The 24,945-nt window shown below is 70.3% G+C and carries 20 protein-coding genes, 4 tRNA genes and 1 other RNA gene; 10 read left to right on the forward strand and 15 right to left on the reverse strand.

Annotated elements, in window-relative coordinates; genetic code table 11:
• Nucleotides 1-70: 70 nt before the first annotated feature.
• From ACIRQP_RS23550 to purS, 5 genes are all read right to left on the reverse strand, one after another.
• Nucleotides 71-943: an META domain-containing protein gene (locus ACIRQP_RS23550; protein WP_403893101.1), complete on the reverse strand. Its 873-nt coding sequence runs from the start codon at nt 941-943 to the stop codon at nt 71-73.
• Nucleotides 944-1,014: 71 nt separating this feature from the next.
• Complete coding sequence (locus tag ACIRQP_RS23555) at nt 1,015-1,818, reverse strand: sterol carrier family protein (RefSeq protein WP_403893102.1); 804 nt, start codon at nt 1,816-1,818, stop codon at nt 1,015-1,017.
• Nucleotides 1,819-2,320: 502 nt separating this feature from the next.
• Nucleotides 2,321-4,579 (reverse strand): phosphoribosylformylglycinamidine synthase subunit PurL, encoded by a 2,259-nt coding sequence (gene purL / locus ACIRQP_RS23560; RefSeq protein WP_403893103.1) that lies wholly within the window; start codon nt 4,577-4,579, stop codon nt 2,321-2,323.
• Entirely contained in the window at nt 4,579-5,259 is a 681-nt protein-coding gene (purQ, locus tag ACIRQP_RS23565) for a phosphoribosylformylglycinamidine synthase subunit PurQ (RefSeq protein WP_403893104.1), read from the reverse strand. Before purQ ends, purL begins: the two co-directional genes overlap by 1 nt.
• The gene (purS, locus tag ACIRQP_RS23570; protein ID WP_382873089.1) at nt 5,256-5,522 is read right to left on the reverse strand and encodes a phosphoribosylformylglycinamidine synthase subunit PurS; all 267 of its coding nucleotides are present in this window, start codon (nt 5,520-5,522) and stop codon (nt 5,256-5,258) included. Before purS ends, purQ begins: the two co-directional genes overlap by 4 nt.
• A 376-nt stretch (nt 5,523-5,898) precedes the next feature.
• Here purS and ACIRQP_RS23575 point away from each other — a divergent pair, with 376 nt between their 5' ends.
• The 8 genes from ACIRQP_RS23575 to ACIRQP_RS23610 all read left to right on the forward strand — a co-directional run bounded on the left by ACIRQP_RS23575 (nt 5,899) and on the right by ACIRQP_RS23610 (nt 10,936).
• Entirely contained in the window at nt 5,899-6,234 is a 336-nt protein-coding gene (locus ACIRQP_RS23575) for an Lsr2 family protein (protein WP_030350028.1), read from the forward strand.
• Between the two features lie 152 nt (nt 6,235-6,386).
• Nucleotides 6,387-6,458: transfer RNA gene (locus tag ACIRQP_RS23580), tRNA-Gly, on the forward strand.
• Nucleotides 6,459-6,547: 89 nt separating this feature from the next.
• A tRNA-Gly gene (locus tag ACIRQP_RS23585) sits at nt 6,548-6,620 on the forward strand.
• 206 nt (nt 6,621-6,826) lie between these two features.
• On the forward strand, nt 6,827-7,804 hold the full coding sequence (locus tag ACIRQP_RS23590) for an ABC transporter ATP-binding protein (RefSeq protein WP_403893105.1): 978 nt from the start codon (nt 6,827-6,829) through the stop codon (nt 7,802-7,804).
• Nucleotides 7,801-8,634 (forward strand): ABC transporter permease, encoded by an 834-nt coding sequence (locus tag ACIRQP_RS23595; RefSeq protein WP_403893106.1) that lies wholly within the window; start codon nt 7,801-7,803, stop codon nt 8,632-8,634. The genes ACIRQP_RS23590 and ACIRQP_RS23595 overlap by 4 nt, the downstream gene beginning before the upstream one ends.
• A 39-nt stretch (nt 8,635-8,673) precedes the next feature.
• Complete coding sequence (locus tag ACIRQP_RS23600) at nt 8,674-10,233, forward strand: sensor histidine kinase (protein WP_403893107.1); 1,560 nt, start codon at nt 8,674-8,676, stop codon at nt 10,231-10,233.
• Nucleotides 10,230-10,841: a response regulator gene (locus tag ACIRQP_RS23605; protein ID WP_403893108.1), complete on the forward strand. Its 612-nt coding sequence runs from the start codon at nt 10,230-10,232 to the stop codon at nt 10,839-10,841. Before ACIRQP_RS23600 ends, ACIRQP_RS23605 begins: the two co-directional genes overlap by 4 nt.
• Before the next feature lie 22 nt (nt 10,842-10,863).
• Nucleotides 10,864-10,936: transfer RNA gene (locus ACIRQP_RS23610), tRNA-Gly, on the forward strand.
• Nucleotides 10,937-11,061: 125 nt separating this feature from the next.
• On the opposite strand, the gene ACIRQP_RS23615 is transcribed toward ACIRQP_RS23610, so the two are convergent.
• The 6 genes from ACIRQP_RS23615 to ffs all read right to left on the reverse strand — a co-directional run bounded on the left by ACIRQP_RS23615 (nt 11,062) and on the right by ffs (nt 20,134).
• A complete protein-coding gene (locus tag ACIRQP_RS23615; protein ID WP_403893109.1) occupies nt 11,062-11,961 on the reverse strand; it encodes a phosphoribosylaminoimidazolesuccinocarboxamide synthase in 900 nt (299 codons plus the stop codon).
• 242 nt (nt 11,962-12,203) lie between these two features.
• Nucleotides 12,204-13,700: a N,N-dimethylformamidase beta subunit family domain-containing protein gene (locus ACIRQP_RS23620; RefSeq protein WP_403893110.1), complete on the reverse strand. Its 1,497-nt coding sequence runs from the start codon at nt 13,698-13,700 to the stop codon at nt 12,204-12,206.
• A 311-nt stretch (nt 13,701-14,011) separates the two neighbouring features.
• Nucleotides 14,012-15,928, reverse strand: coding sequence for a hypothetical protein (locus ACIRQP_RS23625; RefSeq protein WP_403893111.1), 1,917 nt, complete (start codon nt 15,926-15,928; stop codon nt 14,012-14,014).
• Nucleotides 15,929-16,286: 358 nt separating this feature from the next.
• Nucleotides 16,287-17,555, reverse strand: coding sequence for a phosphoribosylamine--glycine ligase (gene purD / locus ACIRQP_RS23630; RefSeq protein ID WP_403893112.1), 1,269 nt, complete (start codon nt 17,553-17,555; stop codon nt 16,287-16,289).
• A gap of 71 nt (nt 17,556-17,626) precedes the next feature.
• Complete coding sequence (locus ACIRQP_RS23635) at nt 17,627-19,984, reverse strand: DNA polymerase III subunit gamma and tau (RefSeq protein WP_403893113.1); 2,358 nt, start codon at nt 19,982-19,984, stop codon at nt 17,627-17,629.
• Nucleotides 19,985-20,035: 51 nt separating this feature from the next.
• Nucleotides 20,036-20,134: signal recognition particle sRNA small type (gene ffs / locus ACIRQP_RS23640), an RNA gene on the reverse strand.
• 72 nt (nt 20,135-20,206) lie between these two features.
• On the opposite strand from ffs, the gene ACIRQP_RS23645 reads away from it, so the two are divergent.
• Nucleotides 20,207-20,291: transfer RNA gene (locus tag ACIRQP_RS23645), tRNA-Ser, on the forward strand.
• A gap of 214 nt (nt 20,292-20,505) precedes the next feature.
• Here ACIRQP_RS23645 and ACIRQP_RS23650 read toward each other — a convergent pair.
• Together ACIRQP_RS23650 and ACIRQP_RS23655 are read right to left on the reverse strand one after the other, a co-directional pair.
• Nucleotides 20,506-21,837 carry a helicase-associated domain-containing protein gene (locus tag ACIRQP_RS23650; RefSeq protein ID WP_403893114.1) on the reverse strand — a complete coding sequence of 444 codons (1,332 nt, stop codon included), beginning with the start codon at nt 21,835-21,837 and terminating at the stop codon, nt 20,506-20,508.
• Nucleotides 21,838-21,876: 39 nt separating this feature from the next.
• Nucleotides 21,877-22,602: a hypothetical protein gene (locus ACIRQP_RS23655; protein ID WP_403893115.1), complete on the reverse strand. Its 726-nt coding sequence runs from the start codon at nt 22,600-22,602 to the stop codon at nt 21,877-21,879.
• Between the two features lie 110 nt (nt 22,603-22,712).
• On the opposite strand from ACIRQP_RS23655, the gene ACIRQP_RS23660 reads away from it, so the two are divergent.
• Nucleotides 22,713-23,957, forward strand: coding sequence for a plasmid pRiA4b ORF-3 family protein (locus tag ACIRQP_RS23660; RefSeq protein WP_403893116.1), 1,245 nt, complete (start codon nt 22,713-22,715; stop codon nt 23,955-23,957).
• Between the two features lie 133 nt (nt 23,958-24,090).
• Here the strand turns inward: ACIRQP_RS23660 and ACIRQP_RS23665 are convergent, their stop codons facing one another.
• Entirely contained in the window at nt 24,091-24,504 is a 414-nt protein-coding gene (locus tag ACIRQP_RS23665) for a DNA-binding protein (protein ID WP_403893117.1), read from the reverse strand.
• The gene (locus ACIRQP_RS23670) at nt 24,486-24,770 is read right to left on the reverse strand and encodes a hypothetical protein (protein WP_030973973.1); all 285 of its coding nucleotides are present in this window, start codon (nt 24,768-24,770) and stop codon (nt 24,486-24,488) included. Before ACIRQP_RS23670 ends, ACIRQP_RS23665 begins: the two co-directional genes overlap by 19 nt.
• Nucleotides 24,771-24,945 lie beyond the last annotated feature (175 nt).

Consider the following 24,945-nt stretch of genomic DNA (forward strand, 5'->3'; position numbering starts at 1 on the left):
ACCGAGTGTAGGCGAGATCGACCACTGGTCCGAATTGGGGATACGGACCGGCCCCCCGCCGGTCCTCGGACTACTTCCCGGGAGCGGCCGCGGTGGCGCTCAGTCCCTGGCCGTCGGCGGCCGTGAGGGTCAGCCCACGGTGACGCAGCTCATAGGAGACCTTGCCCTCCAGCACCTTCTGTACCTGGCGTTCCAGGGACATTTCGGGCCCCGGGCAGAGCTTGCGGGTGGAGCTGACCCGGCCGATCGTGAGGGTGGCCGGGGAGCCGGACGCGGACTCGGAGAGCCGCGCGGGCGCGCTGAAGGTGTTGCAGCCGAGACTGCCCTCCATGGACAGGTCCGTGCCGTCCTTACGGAACGTGAAGTGCGCCTTGCCGTCCGTCCCCTTGGGCAGGGAGGTCACGGTGGCGCCCTGGGCCAGCGCGTCGACGGTCCACTCGGTGCCCACCAGGGGCGCGGGAGGCTCGGAGGTCAGGGCGATCGCGTCGCCGCCGACGGTGGTGAGCGTGAGCCGTTTGTCCTGGACGGTGGCCTTGAGCTTGCCGGAGAAGGCGCCGTCGAGCGCCTTCTCGAAGGTCTCCAGCTCCTTCGGACAGCCGATCAGCGTGGTCTCCTTCTTGCCCACGGTGATCGTGTCGCCCTCGACGGTGACATCCGCGCCGATGGAGTTGCAGCCCGTCCGCGCGCTGGCCCGGCCCTGGGAGTCGATCTCCACGCTGGCGCCGGCGGGGGCGGCGGTCTTCTCGCCGCCGACCGTCACGCTGTCGACGTTCCAGCGCACATCGGTGAGGGCGGTCTCGGTCCGTACCTCTCCGCCGGAGCCCGCGCCGGATTCCGATCCCGAGCCCTTGCCGGACTCCGTACCGCAGGCGGCCAGTGTGAGCAGAGCGACGGTAGTGGCGGCTGTGACAGTGGTGAGTGTGGTGATCCGCTGCTTCGGCATACCCGTGGGACGGGACGGGCGGGACTCCGGTTCCGCGGTTCCTCCGCTGTCGCTCGTGCGGCGGGGTCCCGTCACCCCATGAGCGGGAGCACTCCGGCCAGATCCGCGCGCTCTCCGCCGGCGGTGACCCGCGCCGCGTCGAGCGCCTCGCGCCAGGTCGTACGTCCGGTGGCGAGCCGGACCCAGGTCAGCGGATCGGTCTCCACGACGTTCGGCGGCGTACCGCGGGTGTGCCGGGGACCCTCCACGCACTGCACCACGGCGTACGGCGGGATCCGCACCTCGGTCGAGGCCCCGGGCGCCTTCACGGCGAGGGCGTCGGCGAGCAGCCGCGTACAGGCGGCGAGCGCCTGCCGCTCGTACGGAACGCTCAGTCCGGCCGCCCGGTTCAGGTCGTCGGTGTGGACGATCAGCTCGACGGTCCGGGTGACCAGATAGTCCCCGAGGCGTATGGCACCGATCCGGGTCGCCAGCAGCCGGTCGTCGGGGGCGCCGGGCAGGAGCGCGGCGATCCGCGTCCTGGCCCGCTCGAACAGCTCGTCGGGGGTGGCGCACGCGGCGAGCGTGCGGATGTCCTCGGAGATGGCCGAGGCGTGGGCGGCGGTCGTGAACGGCCACTCGGGCAGGACGACCACGGGGCCGGGCGGCGGGCCGGGGTATTCGGGCTGTTCGAGATAGCGGTTGACGGACTCGACGGCCATGCTGAGATGCGCGGCCAGCTCCCGGACCGTCCAGTCGCCGAGCGCGGTGGGCAGCGCGAACTGCTCGGGGGTGAGCCGGGCGACTGCCTCGCGTACGGTCCCGAACTGCGTCAGGACGGCGGTCCGGATCTTGGCGGAGTCGTAGCTGCGCAGACGCTTCTTGGCCGGTGGCATGGCGCGAGCATATGCGCGGCCCTCGGCCGGACGCCCGGGTCCGTACGTTTCTCCCGCCATGAGTGGCGTGAAGTCATCGAGCCGCTTTCGGCCTCACCCCATTCGGCCGGACCTCCGGAGACCTCCGGAACAGTGGAAACTCGACGCCTCACACAAAACCCCGGACCGTTTCCGTGTGGAAACGCGCCAAGAACAGCACTTTTTGCCGCCGCGCTCCGCTGAAGACCGGGAAACCGGTGCCGAGACCGGGAGTCACCCCTGGTCAGAGGGCATGGGAGTCGCTTCCATAAGGAGGAGGAATCCCTCCCGGAAACGTCGTTTTCCAGGAGAAAACCTTCCCCATTCGCAGACGCGGAGAGCGTGTGACTCCGGATATGCGACCGGGCCGGGAAGCATTTCCGCGCCGAGGACATCCGGCCGCCCGACGTACTCACGGCGGAGCCCCCGCCCGGTGGAGACCGGGCGGGGGCTCATCGTCGCGTTCGGTCGGGTACGGAGGACCTCAGGCCAGCAGCGCGGGGATCGTGCCCTCGTGGGCGTCCTTCAGCTCGGCCAGCGGAACGCTGAACTCGCCCTGGATCTCGACCGCCTCGCCGTCCACGACGCCGATCCGGGTCACGGGCAGCCCGCGCGCACCGCACATGTCGGTGAAGCGGAGTTCCTCGCTGCGCGGCACGGAGACGACCGCGCGCCCGGCGGACTCGCTGAGCAGGAACGTGAACGCGTCCAGACCGTCCGGCACGACCAGCCGGGCGCCGTTCCCGCCACGCAGGCAGGACTCGGTGACCGCCTGGATCAGACCGCCGTCGCTCAGATCGTGCGCCGCGTCGATCATGCCGTCGCGGGACGCCGAGATCAGGATCTCGCCGAGCAGCTTCTCCCGGTCCAGGTCCACGGCCGGCGGCAGCCCGCCGAGGTGGTCGTGGACGACCTGCGACCAGGCCGAGCCGCCGAACTCCTCGCGCGTCTCACCCAGCAGATAGAGAAGCTGGCCCTCTTCCTTGAAGGCGATCGGCGTGCGGCGGTTGACGTCGTCGATCACACCGAGCACCGCGACGACCGGCGTCGGGTGAATGGCCGTCTCACCGGTCTGGTTGTAGAGCGAGACATTGCCGCCGGTGACCGGCGTGCCCAGCTGGAGGCAGCCGTCCGCCAGACCTCGGGTGGCCTCGGCGAACTGCCACATGACCGCCGGGTCCTCGGGAGAGCCGAAGTTCAGGCAGTCGGAGATCGCGAGCGGCTTGGCGCCGGAGGCGGCGACATTTCGGTACGCCTCCGCCAGCGCGAGCTGCGCGCCCGTGTACGGGTCGAGCTTCGCGTACCGGCCGTTGCCGTCGGTCGCCATGGCCACGCCGAGGTTCGACTCCTCGTCGATCCGGACCATTCCGGCGTCCTCGGGCTGCGCGAGGACGGTGTTGCCCTGCACGAACCGGTCGTACTGATCGGTGATCCATGCCTTGGACGCCTGGTTCGGCGACGCGATCAGCCGCAGGACCTGCTCCCTCAGCTCGGCGGAGGTCGCCGGGCGTGCCAGCTTGTTGGCGTCGTCCGCCTGGAGGGCGTCCTGCCAGTCGGGGCGCGCGTACGGCCGGTGGTAGACCGGACCGTCATGGGCCACCGAGCGCGGCGGCACGTCGACGATCTGCTCGCCGTGCCAGAAGATCTCCAGACGCTCGCCCTCGGTCACCTCGCCGATGACGGTGGCGATGACGTCCCACTTCTCGCAGATCTCCATGAAGCGGTCGACCTTGTCGGGCTCGACCACCGCGCACATGCGCTCCTGCGACTCGCTCATGAGGATCTCCTCGGGCGAGAGGGTCGCGTCACGCAGCGGCACGGTGTCCAGCTCGACCCGCATCCCGCCGGAACCGGCGGACGCCAGCTCGCTGGTGGCGCAGGAGAGCCCGGCGCCGCCGAGGTCCTGGATACCGGCGACGAGCTTCTCCCGGAAGATCTCCAGGGTGCACTCGATGAGCAGCTTCTCCTGAAACGGGTCACCGACCTGGACGGCGGGCCGCTTGGCGGGACCGGTCGATTCGAAGGTCTCGGACGCGAGCACCGACACCCCGCCGATACCGTCGCCGCCGGTGCGGGCGCCGTACAGGATCACCTTGTTGCCGGGGCCCGACGCCTTCGCGAGGTGGATGTCCTCGTGCTTCATCACGCCGATACAGCCGGCGTTGACCAGCGGGTTGCCCTGGTAGCAGTCGTCGAAGACGACCTCGCCGCCGATGTTCGGCAGACCCAGGCAGTTGCCGTAGCCGCCGATGCCCGCGACGACACCCGGCAGGACGCGCTTGGTGTCGGGGTGGTCGGCGGCACCGAAGCGGAGCGGGTCCACGACGGCGACCGGGCGGGCGCCCATGGCGAGGATGTCGCGCACGATGCCGCCGACGCCGGTGGCCGCGCCCTGGTAGGGCTCGATGTACGACGGGTGGTTGTGGGACTCGACCTTGAACGTGACCGCGTACCCCTGGCCGACGTCCACGACGCCCGCGTTCTCGCCGATGCCGACGAGCATGGCGTCGTTGGCCGGGACCTTCTCGCCGAACTGCTTGAGGTGCACCTTGCTGCTCTTGTACGAGCAGTGCTCGGACCACATGACGGAGTACATGGCCAGCTCGGCGCCGGTGGGACGGCGCTCCAGGATCTCGCGGATCCGGGCGTACTCGTCCTCCTTGAGGCCGAGGTCCTTCCAGGGCTGCTCGACCTCGGGCGTGCCGCTCGCGTACTTGACGGTGTCGAGGGTCTTGGTGGTCATCAGGCGCTTACCAGCTTCTTCAGGATCGAGGTGAAGAATCCCAGGCCGTCGGTACGGCCCGTACCGATCAGCGGCTCCACGGCGTGCTCGGGGTGCGGCATCAGCCCGACGACATTGCCCGCCGCGTTGGTGACACCGGCGATGTCGCGCAGCGAACCGTTGGGGTTGCCGTCCAGATAGCGGAAGGCGACCCTGCCCTCGGCCTCCAGCTCGTCGAGCGTGCGCTCGTCGGCGACGTACCGGCCGTCGATGTTCTTCAGGGGTACGGAGATCTCCTGGCCGGCCTCGTAATCGGCGGTCCAGGCGGTGTCCGTGGTCTCCACCCGCAGCTTCTGGTCGCGGCAGATGAAGTGCAGGTGGTTGTTCCTGAGCATCGCGCCGGGCAGCAGATGGGACTCGGTGAGGATCTGGAAGCCGTTGCAGATCCCGAGGACCGGCAGACCGTCCTTCGCCTGCTCGATGATCGTCTCCATCACCGGGGAGAACCGGGAGATGGCGCCGGCCCGCAGATAGTCGCCGTAGCTGAAACCTCCGGCCAGCACGACGGCGTCGACCTGCTTGAGGTCCTTGTCGCGGTGCCAGAGGGAGACGGGCTCGGCCCCGGCGATCCGGACGGCGCGCAGGCTGTCCTGGTCGTCGAGCGTGCCGGGGAAGGTGACGACTCCGATACGAGAAGTCACTTCGGCTCCTCGGCCTTCTCGGACTCGACCTTCACGATGAAGTCCTCGATGACGGTGTTGGCGAGGAAGGTCTCGGCCATCTCATGGATGCGGGCGAGGGCGGCGTCGTCGACCGGCCCTGCCACCTCGAGCTCGAAGCGCTTTCCCTGGCGGACGTCGGCGATCCCCTCGAAACCCAGGCGGGGCAGTGCGCGCTGCACGGCCTGGCCCTGCGGGTCGAGGATCTCGGGCTTGAGCATGACGTCGACTACGACGCGTGCCACTGGCACTCCCGGTGGTGTGGTGCGGCTGGTTCTCGCTGCTGTCTTCTCCGGGGAATCCCCCAGACCCCCCGAGCTCTCTCAGCGTACCCGGCCCAAAAATCTACGCGGGTAGATATGCTGGTTCACGGATCACGTCGCGATTTCGACCCCGGCGACAGCGGGAAAAATTCAGGGAAAAAGTCGCACCCCACCATTGCCTCGGGACACGCTGATGCAATTGGCTGGGCTTCACAATGCGACGCTTGCCGCTGTACAAAGGAATACAGAAGAAAGCAGCATTGCCCCATAACAGCCGGAAGGCCGGTATCGCCGCACGTCAGCCGCGTTTCCCGCAGGTGACGGGCGCGGGCGGTACCGCAGGAAAGGACCGATATCCGTGGCGCAGCGCGTAGTGGTCACGCTCTCCGACGACATCGACGGAGGAGAAGCGGCGGAAACGGTCACGTTCGGCCTGGACGGGAAGTCGTACGAGATCGACCTCAATCCCGCCAATGCAAAGAAACTGCGCAAGGCCCTGGCACCGTTCATGGCCGCAGGCCGAAAGCAGACAAACGCCAGCAAGCACGGCAAATCTCGCACCACTTACCGGCACACCGCCCTCGCGCCCGACCCGGCGGCGGTCCGCGCCTGGGCGCAGTCCCACAAGATGGAGGTGCCGGCCCGAGGCCGGATTCCCAAGCGGGTGTACGAGGCGTTCCGCGAGGCGAGTTGAGACCGCGGCACCCCGCTCCGCGGGTCCGGCGCGGCCCGGTCCCGCGGACAGTGCGCCTCGCAGCGCACCGAGTTGCACAGCACCCCCATTGATCGGCTAGAGTTTGGACCACGCCGAGGGGCAAGGCCGAAAGGCGAAACCCCAAGCAGCGTGCGGGTGTAGTTCAGTAGTAGAACGCCCCCTTTCCAAGGGGGAGGCGCAGTGTGCAATTCCTGTCACCCGCTCTGCATCGCTCTCCGGTCCACTGGGCCGATGGTCCAGTGCTTCATTTGGATCAGGTAGAGTGGTGCTCGCGTCGGACTTCTGACGCACTGCGGACGTAGCTCAGTTGGTAGAGCGCAACCTTGCCAAGGTTGAGGTCGCCAGTTCGAACCTGGTCGTCCGCTCAAAGATGAAGGCCCCGGTCACTTCGACCGGGGCCTTCTTCGTATATCCCGGCGTATGCCCCGGGTATCCCGGCATGTGCCCGGCGTATGTCCCGCGCGTCCCCGGCGTATGTCCCGCGCGTGCCCCGCGGCCGATGACAAATGTCATCCGCCGCGATGACACGGCGCACTGCCGACCACACCGGTCCGGCGGAAACCTCGAAGGCATGATGAACGACGCGGTAATCGAGGTGGAAGAGCTGAGGCGTACCTACGCCGGTGGCTTCACAGCGGTGGACGGTGTCTCCTTCTCCGTGGCGCGCGGCGAACTGTTCGCACTGCTGGGTACGAACGGAGCGGGCAAGACCTCCACCCTCGAAATGCTGGAGGGCCTCGCCAGGCCCAGCGGCGGCACGGTCCAGGTGTTCGGCCACGATCCGTACACCAAGCGGACGTCCGTCCGGCCCCGGATGGGAATGATGCTCCAGGAGGGCGGTTTCCCGTCCGATCTGACGGTCGCCGAGACCGTACGGATGTGCGCCGGCTGCACCAGTGGGGCGCGGCCGACCCAGGAGGCGCTGGATCTGGTGGGGCTCACCAAGCGCTCCGGCGTGCGCGTGAAGCAGCTCTCCGGCGGGGAGAAGCGGCGCCTGGATCTGGCGCTCGCGCTGCTCGGCCGGCCCGAAGTGCTCTTCCTCGACGAGCCGACGACCGGGCTGGACGCCGAAGGACGGCGCGACACCTGGGAGTTGATCAGGGAGCTGCGGGACGGCGGCACCACCGTGCTGCTGACCACGCACTATCTGGAGGAGGCCGAGACCCTCGCCGACCGGCTGGCGATCATGCACCAGGGCCGGATCGATGTCACCGGCACCCCGGCCGAGGTGACCGCCACCCGGCCGGCCCGGATCCGCTTCGTCCTGCCCGAGGACGTCCCGGCCGGACGCCTCCCGCTGTCCCTGCGGGCGGCGGCGAACGGCACGGCGGTGGAGATCCGTACGCAGCGGCTCCAGCGGGATCTGCGCGAACTCCTCCGGTGGGCCGAGGAGTCGGACGTGGAGCTGGGGGCGCTGGACGCGCGGTCCGCCTCCCTCGAAGAGGCCTTTCTCGACATCGCGGCGCGGACCGCGGAAACGGTGGAAACGGTGGAAACGGTGGAAACGGTGGAAACGGTGGAAACGGTGGAAACGGTGAACGCACGATGAGCACGGTGAGCGCGGGGAAGACGGGGAAGACGGAGAGCCCACGGAGCGGGGAGAGCGGCGTACGGACGACAACGACCGGAGACCGCCTCAAGGCGCTCGGCCGGGCCGAGTTCTCGCTGCTCGTACGGAACAGGACCGCGCTGTTCACCGCCCTGTTCGTGCCGCTGGGGATGATCGTGGCGATCAGGGAGTCGCTCGGCCGGATCGACCTCGGCGACACCGGGTTCAGCGTCATCGAGGCATCGATGACCGGCGGCATCGGCATTGTGCTGATGATGGCCGTCTACGGCAGCCTCACCTCCGCGTACACCGCGCGGCGCGAGGAACTGGTGCTCAAGCGGCTCCGCACGATGGAGGCGTCCGACCGGGAGATCCTGATCGGCACCGCGCTGCCGGCGACCGGGCTGGCGTTCGTCCAGTCCGCCGTGATGATCGCCGCCGCGGTCGCGTTCCTCGACGTACGCGCACCGCAGCAGCCGGTGGTGCTGGTCGGCGGACTGCTGCTCGGACTGGTGCTGCTCAGCGCGCTGGCCGCCGCAACCTCCGCCTTCACCCGTACCGTCGAGAGCGCCCAGATCACCAGCATGCCGCTGTTCATGATCTCGGTGGTCGGCTCCGGGCTGTTCGTACCGCTGGAGGCGCTGCCCGAGCGGATGGCCTCCGTGTGCGAGCTGCTGCCGGTGACCGGGGCCATGACGCTGATACGGGCGGGCTGGCTCGGCGGGGCGGAAGGGAACGACCTGCTCGGCGCGGCGCTGAGCGCCTTGGTTTGGACCATCCTCTCAGTGTTTGCTGTACAGCGATGGTTCCGCTGGGAGCCTCGTCGCTGAGACACGGACACAGGCACCAGGACACCGAGGAAGGACGCGATGTCCAGACTGACGGGCTGGTGGCACGGCAGAGTCGGGCCGGCCAGGAGCAACATGGCCAAGGTCGAGCTCTCCACCCGCTGGACATTCCATGCCTTCACGGGCGTCGAGGTCGGCGCGATCGGCGTTCCGCGGCTCCTCGACGGAAGTGGAGGACAGCTCGGCGGCTGGCTGTTCCTGCTCATCGTGGCGCATGCCACGCTGTCCGGCGTACTGCTGTCCGTGGCCATGAACTGGCGTCTGGGCAGGCGTGAGCAGCCTGTACGGCTGATTCTGGCCGTTTCCGCGCTGACGGGCGGAGGCATCATCCTCGTGATCGCGCTGCGGAGTACCGGCGCGATCTCACAGGACACGAGTTACGCGTATCTGCTGGTGGGGCTCGCCGGCTTCGGTCTGGGGGCGATCACTCTGGGACTGCGCACGACGGCGCACAGGGCGTACGCCGTGCTCGGTACGGCGGTCGGCACGACGGCCGTGAGTCTGCTGCTCGGGCAGGAGTGGATCAACGCCGCCGCGAACGGAGTCGGGGTCTTCGCCACGAGCTCGGCTCTCGGCTTCTCCTGTGTCTTCTCGGCCTGGCTGGTCAGCGTCGTCTGGGAGCTGGACGAGGCGCGCGAACTGCATACGCGGCTCGCGATCGCTGAGGAGCGGCTGCGTTTCGGGCGGGATCTGCACGATGTCATGGGCCGCAACCTCGCGGTGATCGCGCTGAAGAGCGAGCTGGCGGTCCAGCTGGCCGAGCGCGACCGGCCGGGGGCGGTGACCCAGATGACCGAGGTGCAGTTGATCGCGCAGGAGGCGCAGCGGGAGGTACGGGAGGTCGTACGCGGCTACCGGGAAGCGGATCTGCACACCGAACTGGAAGGAGCCCGGGGCGTGTTGAAGGCGGCTGGCATCGACTGCCGGATCATAGGGGGCGATGTCGGCGGACTGTCCGCCGAGGTCCAGTCGGCTCTCGGGTGGGTGGTACGGGAGGCGACGACGAATGTGCTGCGGCACGGGGACGCCCGGCGGTGCACCGTACGGCTGTCGCGGACCGGGGGGCCGGGTGCCGACGACGGGTCCGACGGGTCTGGAGGGTCCGACGGGTCCGACGAGTCCAGCGGGTCCAACGGGTCCAGCGGAGGGGCGGGCGTCCGGGAGGCGGTGCTGACCGTGGAGAACGACGGGGTGCCGGACCCCGGCACCGGTACGCGCGCCGGGAAGGGCTCCGGGCTCGCGCGACGGGGATCCGGTCTGGCCGGGAGGGACTCCGGACCGTGGGGGGAGGGCTCCGGGCTGCCGGGGAAAGGCTCCGGGCTCGCGGGGCTGCGGGAGAGGCTGGCCGCACTGGACGGGACCCTCGACACGGGGAGCACGGCGGACGGCTGCTTCTTGCTGACGGCGCGGGTGCCGCTGCCGCGGACGGACACCGGGCAGGTCCGCCCCGGGTCCGGCGAGACAGACGAGGCAGACGAGACGGACGAGACGGACGAGACGGACAAAGCAGATGAGACCGGCAAGACCGGCAAGACCAATAGAGTCGGCGAGACCGAGACCGGCGAGGAAGTAGCGGTATGAGTCCTGTTCGCGTCCTGCTCGCCGACGACGAGCATCTGATCCGAGGCGCGCTCGCCGCGCTGCTCGCGCTCGAAGACGATCTGATCGTGGTCGCCGAGGCGGCCTCCGGGCCCGAAGCCCTGGCGATGGCGCGGGCCCACCGCCCCGATGTGGCCGTACTGGATCTCCAGATGCCGGGCGCGGACGGTGTGAAAGTCGCCACATCGCTCCGTACCGATCTGCCCGGCTGCCGGACGATGATCGTGACGAGCCACGGTCGGCCCGGCCATCTGAAGCGGGCGCTGGCCGCGGGCGTACGGGGCTTCGTCCCGAAGACGGTGAGCGCGCGGCAGCTCGCCGAGATCATCCGTACCGTCCACGCCGGGAACCGTTTCGTCGACCCCGAATTGGCGGCGGACGCGATCTCGGCCGGGGACTCACCGCTGACCGCGCGCGAGGCCGAGGTCCTGGAGCTGGCGGCGGACGGGGCGCCGATCGCGGAGGTCGCGGAGCGGGCTTCGCTGTCGCAGGGGACCGTGCGGAACTATCTGTCGTCGGCGGCCTCCAAACTGGGGGCGGAGAATCGTCATACGGCAGTGCGTCTCGCACGCGAGCGAGGTTGGGTATAGTGGTCTCCGCGCCACGGCGCATGCGGACGTAGCTCAGTTGGTAGAGCGCAACCTTGCCAAGGTTGAGGTCGCCAGTTCGAACCTGGTCGTCCGCTCAGTGTGGAAGCCCCCCGGTCCGATCGACCGGGGGGCTTTCGCGTGTTCCGGCCGCCCGCTCCGGCCGCGTGTTCCGGCCTCTGCTCGTACGGGCCGTACGGGCCGTACGGGTCTCGTACGGGGCCTACCGCCAGCTGAGGCCGGTGAGGAGTTCGTACGCCTCCACGTACTTCGCGCGGGTCGCGTCGACGATCTCCTGCGGCAGCGGGGGCGGCGGCTGCTCGCTCCCGCGGTCCCAGCCGGAGGCCGAGGACGTCAGCCAGTCGCGTACGTACTGCTTGTCGTACGACGGCTGCGGATGGCCCGGCTCCCAGCCGGCGACCGGCCAGAAACGCGAGGAGTCGGGGGTCAGCACCTCGTCTGCGATCACCAGCCGCTCGCCGTCGAAGCCGAACTCGAACTTGGTGTCGGCGAGGATGATCCCCCGGTCACGGGCGATGTCCCGGGCCCGGCCGTAGACGTCGAGGGTCGTCCGGCGCAGCAGGGCCGCGGTCTCCGCGCCGACCTGGCGGGCCGCTTCCTCGTACGGGACGTTCTCGTCGTGGTCGCCGACGGCCGCCTTGGTGGCGGGCGTGAAGATCGGGCCGGGCAGCTCGGAGCCGTCCATGAGGCCCTCGGGGAGCGCGAGTCCGCAGACGGTACGGGACTCCTTGTACTCCGCGAGGCCCGAGCCGGTCAGATAGCCGCGGGCGACGCACTCCACCGGGACCATCCGGAGCGACCGGCAGATGAGGGTACGGCCGGCCCAGTCGGCGGGGGCGCCCGCGGGGAGATCGGTGGAGATCACATGGTTGGGCACGAGGTCGATGAGCTTCTCGAACCACCAGAGCGAGAGCTGGGTGAGCACCCGGCCCTTGTCGGGGATTTCGGTGGGCAGCACCCAGTCGTACGCGGACAAACGGTCACTGGCGACCATCACGAGGTCGCCCGCCTCGTTCCGGTACAGATCCCGCACCTTGCCGGTGTGGATGTGCACCAGACCCGGCACCTCTACGGGCTCGGGCTTTTCTACGAATCCGGACACGGTTCCTCCCCGTGGTTCTGTCCGATCTGAGAGATCGCCTCGATTCTCCCGTATGCCGGAAGTCCCAGCTCGCACGGGTGCCCCACACCGTTCAGCCCGCTCGCGGATCCGGTCCCGCCGAGGGGTGGCGCTCAGGCGGGTGGGCGGCGATCAGTCCGGGAGCTCAGCCCCGGGCGCTCGGCCCCGGCGCTCGGCCCCGGCGCTCGGCCCCGGCGCTCGGCCCCGGCGCTCAGTCCCGGCGCTCAGTCCCGCTTGCAGATCCGGTCCAGGAGGTTGGCTGTCGCGCGCTGGATACGGGGATCCACATGGCCCGGCCGGTCCAGCGCCGGGGACCAGGCGAAGGTCCCGGACGCGAAGACGAGCGCGCCGGACGGGGCGCGGTAGAGCGAGGTCTCCTGGTGGCGCCGGCTGTTGTCGAGATCGCGGTACGGGGAGTGCGCGAGCAGGATCCGGTCCTGGTGGTCGGGGAGTGCGGTGCGCGGGAAGTAACGGTCCGCCTCACCCGCGACCAGGCCCTCGATCTCGTCGCCCTCGGTCGCGCCGGTGGCTTCCCAGAGCCAGTGATCGGCGTTCCTCACGACCAGGGGGCGCGGCTCGGGGACCCGGCCCGCGTACTGGATGCCGAGCAGCTGCTGCTCCGGCCGGTCCACCTCGCGCCAGAGCGCGGGGCGGCCCGGACCACGGCGCTTGCGGCAGGTGAGCAGGCGGTCGGGGACGCCGGAGGCCGAGGGACCCAACTCCACCTGCCAGTACATGGTGTTGGCGGAGAGGAAGACGAGCGAGGTGCCGCCGGCGCGCGCGGCCTCGACGGTCCGGCGCATGGGGACGGACCAGTACTCGTCATGGCCGGGGAAGACCAGGCCCCGGTAGCGGCTGGGGTCGACGCGGCCCGCGTGCAGATCGCGGGTGTCGGCGTAGGCGAGGTCGTAGCCGTACCGCTCGGCCCAGCGGATGAAGTCGTAGGCGTGGCCGACATGGAGGGGCAGCCCCGCGCCCGCGTAGGGGCGGTCGAAGGAGACCGTCATGGCGGCGTCCTGCTCGCCGAGGAGCCGGCCCTGCTCGTCCCACGCGTGGTAGAGGCTGGCGCCGGTGTGGCCGTCCTCGGGGTAGAGGTTGTAGGCCTGCCAGGTGATGTCGGGGAGGAGCAGGAGCAGGTCGGCGGGGTGGCTGTCGCGGACCGTGAAGGGGATGTGGGAGCGGTAGCCGTCGGCCGTCGTGAGGACGGCGACATAGGCGCCGAGTGCCCAGAAGTCCGGGATCTGGAGCCGCCAGGAGAGCCACCAGTGATGGCAGGAGACGGTCCGGTCGGCGGCGAGCGGGGGCGGCTGGACGATCCCGGAGAGCCGGGGGCTGGTGATGATCTTGCGGGCGCCGTCACCGCCGTAGTGCCCGATCCGGTAGATGTCGACCGAGAACTGCTGGGGCGGGTCGACGGTGACATGGAAGTCGATGGCCTCGCCGGGGGCGACGGCGCCGGTGGACGCGAAGCCCTTGATCTGGCGTCGTACATCGTCGGCGGTACGGGTACCACCGCTGCCGCCGTGGCGTCCGTAACCGGCGTGGTTGCCCTGGCTGCCGCTGCCCAGATGCGGATCGGCGTACCAGGGCACGACATGGCCGGTGTCGTCGAAGTAGTTCTCGCTGCCGCGCAGCCAGGGCAACGGGCCCTGGCCGAAGGGATCGCTGACCGCGTGGGCGAGCGCGCCCGATTCCCACCGCCGGATCTGGTCCGCCCCCATGGTGCGCCCCTCCTCCGAGCCCCCGCGCCATCAGGTGGCACGACCGTTGACAAAATGCGCCGACGCGAGCACCGACGCGCCGGTGATACGACCGTTTATCCGGCCGGTGAAACGGTCGGGCGTAAGCGGCGATACCCAGCACATCACATTACGCACGCACTCCGTCACCGTTCGTTGCGAATTAACCTTAAAGGAACGCGACAATCAGGATTCAGGGTGTGATAGGGGATGGTCCACGATCGTGGTTGGGGGCCGATACAGGGCCCGGCGCCAGGCGCTGCCAGGTGGTGTGTGGCGGTATGTGGCGGGGCTCACACGAGGCGCACGGGCTTCTCGGCCCGTACGCCGAGCGACGTCAGCCAGGAACGGAGCGGCTCGGCGTCGCCGCCCTCGACCAGACTGAGGACGCGCCCGCCCAGATCCGCGCGGTGCTCGCCGTCGATCAGGAGGGCCGGGCCGTCGAGCCAGTCGAGGCCGGGCACGGCACCCGCCGTATCGACGGCGGAGCAGCAGACCATCGCCGTGACATGGTCGGCGAGCAGCTCACGGCCGCTGCGGGGCGGCTGGAGCGGGAAGAGGGGCAGCGGGTCGGTGCCCCAGAGCGCGAGGGCGTCGCTCGCGGCCTCGGCCGGGGCGGCCGGGGCCGCCGCCGCCTCTTCGCGGGCCAGCTCCGCGCTGATGCCGGCGGCCAGGGCGTCGCCGGCCTCGATGGCCTCACTGGTCTCCCTCGTCTCGCCCGTCTCGCCCGTCTCGCTGGTCCCGCTCGTCTCGCCGGTCTTGCCGACCTCACCTGCCCTTTCGACGGCACTGGAGCCACTGATGCCACTCTTGCCACTGGAGCCACTTGAGCCACTGACGTGACGGGTACTGCTGGTGCCGCCTGTCCCGGCGTCGTGCCGGGAGAGGTGGTCGATGACCCGTTCCAGGGTCGGGCCGGGGGTCAGGGCGGTGCCCGCGGGGTCGGCGGAGCGCCGTACCCCCATGGCGTCGAGGACGCGGTGCAGCCTCGCCGCTTCCGTACGCCACTTACGGTCGACGACCTCTTCCGGATACTGCTGCCAGTCCACCGGTGACCAGTCCGGCCCGGCCTCGGCCGGGCCACCGTGGAAGAGGCGGGCGGCCAGCAGAGATGCCGCCTCGTCGACCACGCCCGGTTCTTCGAGCAGATCGCAGGCGGGGCGCTCGCCGAGCCGGGACGCGAAGCCCTCGGCGAGGCGGTCGCGACGGGACAGCTCGGTGAGCGCCGACACCACGCCGGCGTCCAGCCGGGACGGCCAGCGGCCCATGCGCCACGCGGGCAGCGCGACCCTGGTCAGCAGCCGGTCCCAGCCCGCGTACGCGAGGCCCACCTGCTCCTGGGCGACGATCCGCAGACCGTAGTCCACCGCCTGTGCACGCTCGGACGCGGCCGTCGCGACACCGCGCTCCATCAGCGCGGCATGCTCACCGCAACCGCGCAGCAGCAGCTTGGCGACCCGGCCGACACAGCCCAGCGCCACTCGGCGTATCGGCCCCAGGCCCGGCCGGGACGCGACGGCGACCGCCGCGTCCAGACCCCGGACGAACCGGCGGGCCGCGGCTATATCCGGGTGCGCCGAAGGTCCCGTACCCGCCACGACGGGGGCGAGCACGGCGCGCAGCTCGGCGACCCGCATCCACCACAGGAAGGGCGAACCGATCACCAGGACGGGGGCGGCGGTGACCTGCCGGGCGGCACGCCGACGGCCACCGCCGAAGCCGGACAGCGCGCGTGGGTGCGTACGTGGGTGGGTATACGGGTCCGACGGCGTATGCGAGAGCGCCTCGGCGTGCGCCGGATGCGTACGGTCCTCCAGCCAGCTGTCGCAGTCCGGGGTCAGCGCTATGGCGGAGGGAGCGGGCACGTCGAGCCGCTCCGCGAGATCGCGCACCAGCCGGTAGAGGTCGGGCGCGGCCTTCTCGCTGACCGGGACGGTCGGGCTGAGCGCGGGCCTGGCACGGGCGACCACCGCGGCGACGGCGCCCGCGAGCAGCAGCACGACGAGCGCGAAGCCCGTCACGGCCCAGCGCGCGATGTCCCAGCCCCCGCCGCTGATGCGGCCCGTGGCCCCGCCGACGAGCAGTACGACGGCGACAGCGGCGGGCAGCAGCGCCACCGCCAGCGCCCTGCTGCGGATGCGCAGCACGGCGAGAGCCCGTACACGGGCGCCCTGAGCACCCATCTCCTCACCGATACCGGAACCGGACATGGTCGGACCTCACCCCCTCTGCCCTGCGGCCTGCGTTGCTCACTCCCCCACTGTGGCACCCGTCACTGACATCGCAATGCCGGTGGGCCAAGTGCCGGAACGCCTGCGCCGCACCCTAGTTGGACCCTGGAGACCCGTCATCCGGATGGCCCAACGGTCACCCGATGGAATGGCTTTGGGCAAAGCTGCTGACGCGCGGGGGTGGGTAAGGGCGTGGGGCACGACAGCCCGCCCGGACAGGACCGAGTGAGGAGTGAGGTGGGGGTGGGGTGAGGTGGGGGTGTGCGGGCCTGGCGGGGGCGGACGGCGGAGGCCGACGGCGCCCGGGGTCGGGCGCCGTCGGATCAGGCTGCCGGGATCAGGCTCCCGCTGTCTCGGCGGTCTCCGCGGCCTCGCGGGCGATGTCCGTGCGGTGCTGGGAGCCCGCCAGCCGGATACGGCGCAGCGCCGTGTAGGCGCGCTCCCTCGCCTGCGTCAGGTTCTTGCCCGTCGCCGTCACGGACAGCACGCGGCCGCCGGCGCTCACGACCGTGTCGCCGTCACGACGGGTGCCGGCGTGCAGGACGTACGCGTCGGGTGCATCCTGTTCCGCGATCTCTCCGAGACCCTCGATCGGGTCGCCGGTGCGCGGGGTGTCCGGGTAGTTGTGCGAGGCGACGACCACCGTGACCGCCGCGTCGTCCCGCCAGGTCAGCGGGGGCAGCGCGGCGAGGTCCCCCTCCGCCGCCGCCAGCAGGACGCGCGCCAGCGGCGTCTTGAGCCTGGCCAGGACCACCTGCGTCTCAGGATCGCCGAAGCGTGCGTTGAACTCGATGACCCGCAGGCCGCGTCCGGTGATCGCGAGGCCCGCGTACAGCAGCCCGGAGAAGGGCATACCGCGGCGGCGCAGTTCGTTGACCGTCGGCTGGAGAACGGTCTCCAGGACCTCGTCCACCAGCTTGGGGTCGGCCCACGGGAGCGGGGAGTACGCGCCCATGCCGCCCGTATTGGGGCCCTCGTCGTTGTCGAGGGCGCGCTTGAAGTCCTGCGCGGGCTGGAGCGGAAGGACCGTCTCGCCGTCGGTGATGGCGAAGAGCGAGACCTCGGGGCCGTCGAGGAACTCCTCGATGACGACACGGTCGCAGCCGAGCGCGTGCTCGCGCGCCACGGCGAGATCCGCGGTGACGACGACGCCCTTCCCGGCGGCCAGACCGTCGTCCTTGACGACGTAGGGCGGGCCGAAGGCGTCGAGCGCTTCGTCGATCTGCTCGGGGGTGGTGCAGACGTAACTACGGGCCGTCGGAACATTCGCCGCGGCCATCACATCCTTGGCGAAGGCCTTGGAACCCTCCAGCTCGGCCGCCTCCCGGGACGGGCCGAAGCACGGGATCCCCGCGCCGCGTACGGCGTCGGCGACCCCGGCCACCAGCGGGGCCTCGGGGCCGACGATGACGAGCCCGGCCCCCAGCTCGGTGGAGAGGCGGGCCACGGCCGCACCGTCCAGCGCGTCCACCGGGTGCAGCTCGGCGACCTCGGCGATGCCGGCGTTGCCGGGCGCGCAGTGCAGGGCGGTGACCTCGGGATCGAGGGAGAGAGAGCGGCACAGGGCGTGTTCGCGGGCGCCGCCGCCGATGACAAGGACCTTCACGAGGGGCAGCCTAGCCGGGACGGGGCGCCGCGACGTGTGCGGGCTTGGACGGGCCGCCGAAAGACGGGCCGCTATTCGTTTGTGTATTCCTCCACAACCGTCGCTCCCAGCTCGCGCACGATCAGTTCGTGACCGGAGAGCGCGGAGTCGACGAGGTCCGGATCGTCCTCCTCCGGGATGTCGTCCTCCGGCGCCACGGGCGGCCTGGCGGGCGTGCCGGGTCTGTTGTCCGGCCGGTCCGAGCGGTCGGCTCCGTTCTGGCGCTGGGGCTCGGATCGCGCCGTACCGGGACCGGCCGGGGCCTGCGACATGGAGGCGGGCGACGACTGCGGAGAGTGCGTGGGCTGGGCGGGGCGCTGTGCCTGCGCGACGGCCGGGGCCGCCGGGGCGGCGTTCGAGGCGGAGGGGGCGCCGCCGTAACCGCCACCGCCCCCATACCCACCGCCGCCCCCGTACCCGCCACCGCCACTGGAGCCGGGCGTGCCCGCGCCGCCGGGGCCACCCACGCCCCCGCCATAGCCGCCGCCCCCGGAGCCCGGGCCGCCGTAACCACCGCCGCCTCCGCCACCGTTCGCCGGGGGCGCGGCGGTGCCGCCCGACGGGTCGACGATCGCCTCGATCTTCCACTGCACATGGAACTGCTCGGAGAGCGCCTGCTTGAGCACGTCCTCGCTGCCGCTGCTCGTGAAGTTGTCACGGGCGCCCGCGTTGATGAAACCGACCTGGAGCGTCGTCCCGTCGAACCCCGCGACCTGCGCGTTCTGGCTGAGCAGGATCCAGGTGAAGCGCCGGCGGTTCTTCACGGCCTCCAGGATGTCCGGCCACATGTTCCGCACCTGGCCGGCGCCCTGCGTCATACCGGGGGCCGGCGCCGCGGCGGCGGGTTGGGGGGCGGCCGTCGGCGGGGACGCGGGACCCGGCGTCGGTGCGGCCCCCTGCCCCTGCCCCTGTCCGGGGGCCGACGCGGTGGGCCAGCCGCCGGGGCGGCGCCCCGCGGTCTCGGGCGCCGCGGCGGAGGGCCAGGCACCTGGCCGCTGCGGCTCGGCGGCGGGGCCCGGCGCCGGCGCGGGCGCGCCAGGCGGCGGAGCGGCGGGCTCCGGTACGGCATGCGGCATGGCCGGTGGTACGGGCGGTGGTACGAGCGCGGGCGCGGCCGGTCCGGGCATCGCGGGCGGTACGGGCGCGTGCGCCTCGGGCCCGGGGACGTACCCCGTCGCGGGACCGGGCCCTCCGGCCGAGAACGCGGCCCCCGCGGTCGAAGCGGCGGCGGCCGCCCCTCGCTCCAGCCGGTCGAGCCGCGCCTGGACCGACCGCTCGTCGTCGAAGGCCGCGGGCAGCAGCACCCGCGCGCAGATCAGCTCCAGCTGCAGCCGGGGCGAGGTGGCCCCACGCATTTCCGTGAGCCCGGTGTTGACCAGGTCGGCCGCCCGGCTCAGCTCGGCCGCGCCGAAGACCGACGCCTGGGCCCGCATCCGCTCGACGACATCGGCGGGGGCGTCGATGAGCCCCTTCTCCCCGGCGTCCGGCACGGCGGCCAGAATGACCAGGTCCCGCAGCCGCTCCAGGAGATCGGCGACAAAGCGCCGCGGGTCGTTTCCGCCCTCGATGACCTGCTCCACGACCTCGAACGCCGCGGCCCCGTCCCCCGCCGCGAACGCGTCCATCACCGCGTCGAGCAGCGACCCGTCCGTATAACCGAGCAGGGCCGTCGCCATGGCGTACGTCACACCGTCCTCGGCGGCGCCCGCGAGCAACTGGTCCATGACGGACATCGAGTCACGCACGGACCCGCCACCGGCCCGTACGACCAGCGGCAACACCCCGTCCGCGACCGGGATCCGCTCCTTGCCGCACACCTCGCCGAGATAGTCGCGCAGCGTGCCCGGCGGGACCAGCCGGAACGGATAGTGGTGCGTACGCGACCGGATCGTGCCGATGACCTTCTCGGGCTCGGTGGTCGCGAAGATGAACTTGAGATGCTCCGGCGGCTCCTCGACCACCTTCAGCAGGGCGTTGAAGCCCGCCGAGGTGACCATGTGCGCCTCGTCGATGATGTAGATCTTGTAACGACTGCTCGCGGGCCCGAAGAACGCCTTCTCACGAAGATCACGGGCATCGTCCACACCGCCGTGCGACGCGGCGTCGATCTCGATCACATCGATGGACCCCGGCCCGTTCCTGGCCAGGTCCTTGCAGGACTGGCACTCACCGCACGGCGTCGGCGTCGGCCCCTGCTCACAGTTCAGACAGCGCGCGAGGATGCGCGCACTGGTCGTCTTCCCACAGCCGCGCGGCCCACTGAACAGGTACGCATGATTGACCCGGTTGTTCCGCAGGGCCTGCTGCAGCGGGTCAGTGACATGCTCCTGCCCGATGACCTCGGCGAACGACTCGGGGCGATAACGGCGGTACAGCGCAAGGGACGACACACCTACGACGATATCGGCCCTCTACGACAACGCTCCCCTTCCACCGCCCCCAACGCAAGCGCCCCTCACGCACCCGCCAGAGCCGACCTACCCTTGCTGCCTTCCGGCCCTGGGGGAGTTCAGTCAGATAGCGCCACGTGAGGGGCTGCGCACACAGTACCCGATCCCGGAGGCCCGGATCGAGTTCGCGAGCACTCCCCGGCGTCTTGTATTGTTTGCCGCGGAGGATTCGCCTAGTGGCCTAGGGCGCACGCTTGGAAAGCGTGTTGGGGGCAACCCCTCACGAGTTCGAATCTCGTATCCTCCGCAGCCGCCTGAACAGGCGAATCAGAGAGTCGGACCGCAGCTCGCGGTCCGACTCTCTGGCGTGCCCTGGTCTCAGTTTTTGGTCTCATTTATTTCTGACATTCAAGATATTTCACCCATGCGGTGAACGCGCCCTCTGCCGATAATCAGCGGTGACGCAACGACGTGCGCCCCGGTCTCGGCCAGAGGGGCCCGAAGCGGCTCTCCTCGTGCCATCAGGCCAGCGGGTAGCCCAGGGCCAGGGCGGCCTTGCGGAACGCCGGCAGACGGTCGGAAGAGACCGCAAGGTGGCGCTCGCCGATTCGGGTACACAGCACGCGCAGGCGGCGGTCGCTGATGATGAGGGCTGCCAGTGCCTCGTCCGCGCACTCGATGAGATGGGTCTGCCCCATATCGCGGAGTCGGCCGCTGCGACGGCCCGTGTCGTCGAGCAGGGTGGTGACGGTCTGGGGCACGGGGTGCGAGGCGGCCTGGTCCAGGTAGCCACGGAGCTCGTCGAGGGTGTGCCCGCGGTCGATGGCGTGCAGAAGAGAAGCGGTGGTGAGCGTCCAGACCCGGTCGGTTTTCCGGTCGGAGAAGGCGTCCAGGAGGAGTGTGTCGGCGGAGGGCAGCCCGTCGAGGGCGACGATGTCGAAGTTCGCCAGGACGGTGACCCTGCCCGTCGGGACGGCCGGGGCGGGGACCTGGGCAGGGGCGTAGTCGCCCGTGAGGCCGACGGCGTGGGCGCCCAGGGGATTGAGGCGAAGTGCGGACAGGCCGTCGTAGCGGCTGAGCTGGTCGAGGTAGTCGCCACCCCAGTTGTCCCGGTAGTCATCGCGGGCGCCCGCCGGGGGGACGTACTCGATGTCGATGAGGCCGAGCGTGGCGGCGTACTCGAAGAGGACCGCCAGGGTGTACCGACCCTGGAGGAGGGACCAGCCGTGGTGGCCGTCGTAGCCGAGGCTGCCGTATCGCGGATCCTCCAGGTACAGCTTCCACAGGGCGCGTTCACTGCGGTGGACGACTGGATCCAGACCGGCCGCGCGCATGCCTGTGAACAGGCCGTCGATGGACATCCACTCACCCGGCGTGAGGCCGGCCAGCGCTTGACCGACGAGCTTGCGGCGCGGTTTGGCGGCGGTCAGGACGTTCGCCGAGCGCTGGCCCTTGATCTCCTCGACGCGGGAGAACTCGTCCAGGAGGCTGTTGTTCAGCCAGCGTTGCCACAGCTGAGAGACGGTCAGGTGCGGTGGGCGGGTCAGCGCGGCCCGTCCGCGCGTGGTCAGCACGAGCCGACCACCGGTGAGCTGGGCGAGGCCGCCTGCCTGGAGCAGCATCGGCCAGGCGAAGGCGGCGATGGCCTCGTGCGGACAGAAGTCGCCGCCGTCCAGGACGTCGGCGACCGCCGAGACGGTGGCGGTGCTGGGACGGCGGGTCCTTTCGCTGCACCGCAGCTTCCCCGTCATACACAGGCGCAGTACCGTCAGCAGGTTGACCTGCGCCTCGTGCTCGGTGCGCCGGACCCGTGGCGTGCCGGTGGGCTCCTGTTGCTGTCCGACCGGTATCACTGCTCGCGTTTCCCGCTTCCTGCCGCTCGCGTCCCGTTTCTACAGATGGGCAACGTAGTCGTAGTTGCCCGGACCGCAGGTGCGGTCGAGGATCTGGACCACCTTGCGCGGGTCGTCGTAGGGGCCGGAGAAGTAGAACGGCTTGCCGTCCCTGCCGAAGCCGATGACGGGCCGGTCGCCGGGCGGGGCACCCAGGTGCACGGCTGCGTCGGCGAAGCCACCCGCGGGCTCGAAGCCAAGACCGCGGGCGTAGGCGACCGCATCGTGCACGATTGTCTGCGCCTGCTCCACGCCGATCGGCAGCGGCCGATGATCGAAGGCCGAGTAGTACATCGGTACGTAAGTGGTCAGAGAGCCGGACCCCATCACCTCGGGGTCGGTGATGTTCTTGACGCCCAGGCAGTACACGTCCACCAGGAACCCGGTGACAGTCACCCTGCTGGCACGTTCCTGGCGGGCCAGGAGAATCTGGGCGATGCCGCCCGTGCCCGGGTCCGGCTCCCGGCCGAGGGGGTCGGCGGCCGCCCAGTCCGGGGCTTCGGCCATGTCGAGTCCCACACTCCAGCCCGCGTTGACCCAGCAGCCCATCACCGGCCGCTCATCCGGCGCGATGTTCGCCAGTGCCGCCTCGGCGACCCGTCTCACCAGCGCGGTGGCCTGGGCCGGGCGCAGCCCCAGCGTTTTCGCGATCTGCTTCGGCGCGCTGCCGCGCTCCCTCAACTCCCGGACCCGGGCCAGCAGTTCCTCGTCGTGCGTGGTCACCATCACAGTCTGCCACTTCCGTGTCGCCCCGTGCGAAGCACTGGATGCGCCGGCGGTGCTGCCATCCTGGGTTCGGGTAAATACGGGACACGAACCGGAACGGGCAGGTCAGCATGGGTGAGACAGTGGGCAGGACCGTCGAACAGGTGCGAGGGCTGGTCGGTTGGGTCGGCACGGGCCGCAAGCTGACCCTGACCGGCCGTGTGACGCTTGCCGACGCGCGAGCACTGGTGGAGGTTCTGGACACCGGCGACCGGATGGACCCGGTGATCGGGGACCGTACGTTCAAGACGAAGTCCAGCGAGGAGCTGTACCACCTCACGCTGCTGGTCGAGTGGGCGAAGGCGGCACGACTGCTGCGGACCGCAGGCGGGCGCCTACTGCCGGTGAAGAAGAACGCCAAGCTGCTGGACCACCCCGACGAACTGCGTGGCGCCCTGTTCGCCGCGCTACCGCACGTCGGCCCGGCTGTGACGGTCTCCGGCTGGCTGGAATCCCTGTTCACGCACGAGTACGACCGGGGCCTGCGGGCGTTGCTGCAGCGGCTGTACGCTGCCACGGCCCCGGTGCCGCTCAGTGACCTGTACGAGGTGGTGTGGCACGCGGTCAGCCCGCTGTACGCGCTCGACGACCTTTCCCCCGACCGCCTGGGGCATCTGCGCACCGCCAACGACCACGACATCCAACGGGTCCTGAAGGCTCTCGCCTCCCTCGGCGCTGTCCATCTCGCGGAGGAAAGCGCCGAGTTGACGACGGACGGACGCGCCGAGACGGCCCGGATGCGCGGAGAGCCCGAGCCCGGCGACACGGTGTTGCGGATCCTCGTCGAGCTCGCCGACGTGGACGAGCCCCGGGTTTGGCGGCAGCTCCTGGTACCCATTTCGATCCGCCTGGACCGGCTTCACTCCGTGATCCAGGACGCGATGGGCTGGCAGAACTGCCACCTGCACGCGTTCACCATTGACGGCGTCCAGTACGGCCGCCCCGACGGCGAACTCGGATTCCGCGACGAGCGCAACGCCACACTGGCCGCCCTGCTCAAGCCGGGTGCCCATTTCGTGTACACGTACGACTTCGGGGACTCCTGGGCGCACCTCATCACCGTGGAGCAGCTCCAGACAGCCTCAGCCGGGCTTCACTATCCGCACTGCGTGGACGGTACCGGGGCGTGCCCGCCCGAGGACTGCGGCGGTGCCCCCGGCTACAGCGATCTCAAAGTCATCCTCGCCGACCCGGCGCACGAGGAACACCACGCCATGCTGGTGTGGCTCGGACTTCGGTCCGCCATGGAATTCGCCGCTGACCGTTTCGCACCGGACGAGGCCAACACGCGGCTGCTGCGCCTCACGGCACTGTGAAAGACGAGCCGTCCGGCCACGCCACCGTTCACGACCCTGAGCGCTACCGACTGGTCCACCGTCCCGCTACACCACGCTGGGACAAGACGTACGAGCCGGCCTCACATCCCGACGTTCAGGTCTTGGGCGTCGACTACACGGCGACGAGGCGCACTCTGTCGCCGCAGAGCTTCGTCATGTCGTCAATGTCCGAGGTGAGCATGACGACCGGGCGGCGCTGCCGCAGCGCCATCTCGGCCACGGCGGCGTCGATGGCGTATTTGTGACCATGAAGCCCAGCATTGATCAGCATGGCTGAGGCGACCTTGGCCTCCTCGTCACCGATGTGCACGATCCGCACGCCGGACAGGACCCAGGCGAGCCGTGCCTTCTCGGTCCGACGATGCACCGCTTCGATGATGGTGAGTGCGCTGATGATCACCTCCATGCCCCGCTTGCGGGCTTCCGCGATGAGGGCGACGACGGGCTCGTGATCACTGACGAACTTCGAGAGGCCCTCGCAGTCGAGAACGAGGGTGCCTTCGTGGCTCAGCTTGCGGCGGGCCACTGCCCCTCCTCGGCGAACACCTCGTCGAAGACCCGGCGTGCCCGCTCCTGCTCGTGCTCGGAGATCGGCCCCTGGCGGCGTTCGTAGTCGGCCAGGTACTCGTCCAGGATCTGACCGCGCAGCTCGCGCTCCACCGCTTCGGTGATGAACGCGGAGAACTCACGCTTGCCGACCCGTCGGCGGATCGCCTCCGCCGTCCCCTCGGGGAGGGAGAGGCTGACCCTGGTGGCCGGCCCTTCGCCGACGCTGTAGGGAATCTCGCTCATGGGACCCACATTATCAAACAAGTAGGAATTCGCCTGGGTCCACAGCATCCGCCGAACAATGCGAGCCACCCATCCGGCACCTCGCGGTCTCAGTTCTGGGCTCATTCGCCTACGTTCAGCCATGTCCGGACGCCGCTGAACAATCCGCTCCGCCCCAGGTCAGGACGCCCCCGTC

Origin of the sequence: Streptomyces sp. NPDC102274, assembly GCF_044766385.1 — a bacterium.
Taxonomy (GTDB): domain Bacteria; phylum Actinomycetota; class Actinomycetes; order Streptomycetales; family Streptomycetaceae; genus Streptomyces.

What these genes read in the sequence shown, in the direction of transcription:
- ACIRQP_RS23600 (WP_403893107.1), top strand. Translation starts at nt 8,674, where the DNA reads ATGTCCAGACTGACGGGCTGGTGGCACGGCAGAGTCGGGCCGGCCAGG.
- ACIRQP_RS23595 (WP_403893106.1), top strand. Translation starts at nt 7,801, where the DNA reads ATGAGCACGGTGAGCGCGGGGAAGACGGGGAAGACGGAGAGCCCACGG.
- ACIRQP_RS23660 (WP_403893116.1), top strand. Translation starts at nt 22,713, where the DNA reads ATGGGTGAGACAGTGGGCAGGACCGTCGAACAGGTGCGAGGGCTGGTC.
- ACIRQP_RS23590 (WP_403893105.1), top strand. Translation starts at nt 6,827, where the DNA reads ATGATGAACGACGCGGTAATCGAGGTGGAAGAGCTGAGGCGTACCTAC.
- ACIRQP_RS23670 (WP_030973973.1), bottom strand. Translation starts at nt 24,770, where the DNA reads ATGAGCGAGATTCCCTACAGCGTCGGCGAAGGGCCGGCCACCAGGGTC.
- purL (WP_403893103.1), bottom strand. Translation starts at nt 4,579, where the DNA reads ATGACCACCAAGACCCTCGACACCGTCAAGTACGCGAGCGGCACGCCC.
- ACIRQP_RS23555 (WP_403893102.1), bottom strand. Translation starts at nt 1,818, where the DNA reads ATGCCACCGGCCAAGAAGCGTCTGCGCAGCTACGACTCCGCCAAGATC.
- ACIRQP_RS23605 (WP_403893108.1), top strand. Translation starts at nt 10,230, where the DNA reads ATGAGTCCTGTTCGCGTCCTGCTCGCCGACGACGAGCATCTGATCCGA.
- ACIRQP_RS23550 (WP_403893101.1), bottom strand. Translation starts at nt 943, where the DNA reads ATGCCGAAGCAGCGGATCACCACACTCACCACTGTCACAGCCGCCACT.
- ACIRQP_RS23625 (WP_403893111.1), bottom strand. Translation starts at nt 15,928, where the DNA reads ATGTCCGGTTCCGGTATCGGTGAGGAGATGGGTGCTCAGGGCGCCCGT.
- ACIRQP_RS23620 (WP_403893110.1), bottom strand. Translation starts at nt 13,700, where the DNA reads ATGGGGGCGGACCAGATCCGGCGGTGGGAATCGGGCGCGCTCGCCCAC.
- ACIRQP_RS23655 (WP_403893115.1), bottom strand. Translation starts at nt 22,602, where the DNA reads ATGGTGACCACGCACGACGAGGAACTGCTGGCCCGGGTCCGGGAGTTG.